At 39.6% G+C, this 230-nt stretch carries 1 protein-coding gene; it reads left to right on the forward strand.

All coding sequences use genetic code 11. The features are described from left to right. Window positions 1-230 (forward strand): amino acid permease (locus CN514_RS18565; protein ID WP_353652083.1); only part of this gene is annotated, 230 nt, incomplete at both ends.

The raw sequence follows: 230 nt of genomic DNA on the forward strand, positions 1-230 counted from the left end.
AATTTATTTCGAAAAAAATCCGTTTCAAGTAGTTCGCCTAGTTCACTTAAACAAGTTCTAGGGGCGTTTGATCTTACAATGTTAGGTATCGGTGCCATCATCGGTACAGGTATATTCGTTTTAACTGGTGTAGCAGCTGCTGATTACGCTGGTCCAGCACTTGTTCTTTCATTTATTATCGCAGGTTTAGCTTGTACATTCGCTGCACTTTGTTACTCTGAATTTGCATC

It is taken from the genome of Bacillus sp. AFS001701 (assembly GCF_002559405.1).
Lineage (GTDB): Bacteria > Bacillota > Bacilli > Bacillales > Bacillaceae_G > Gottfriedia.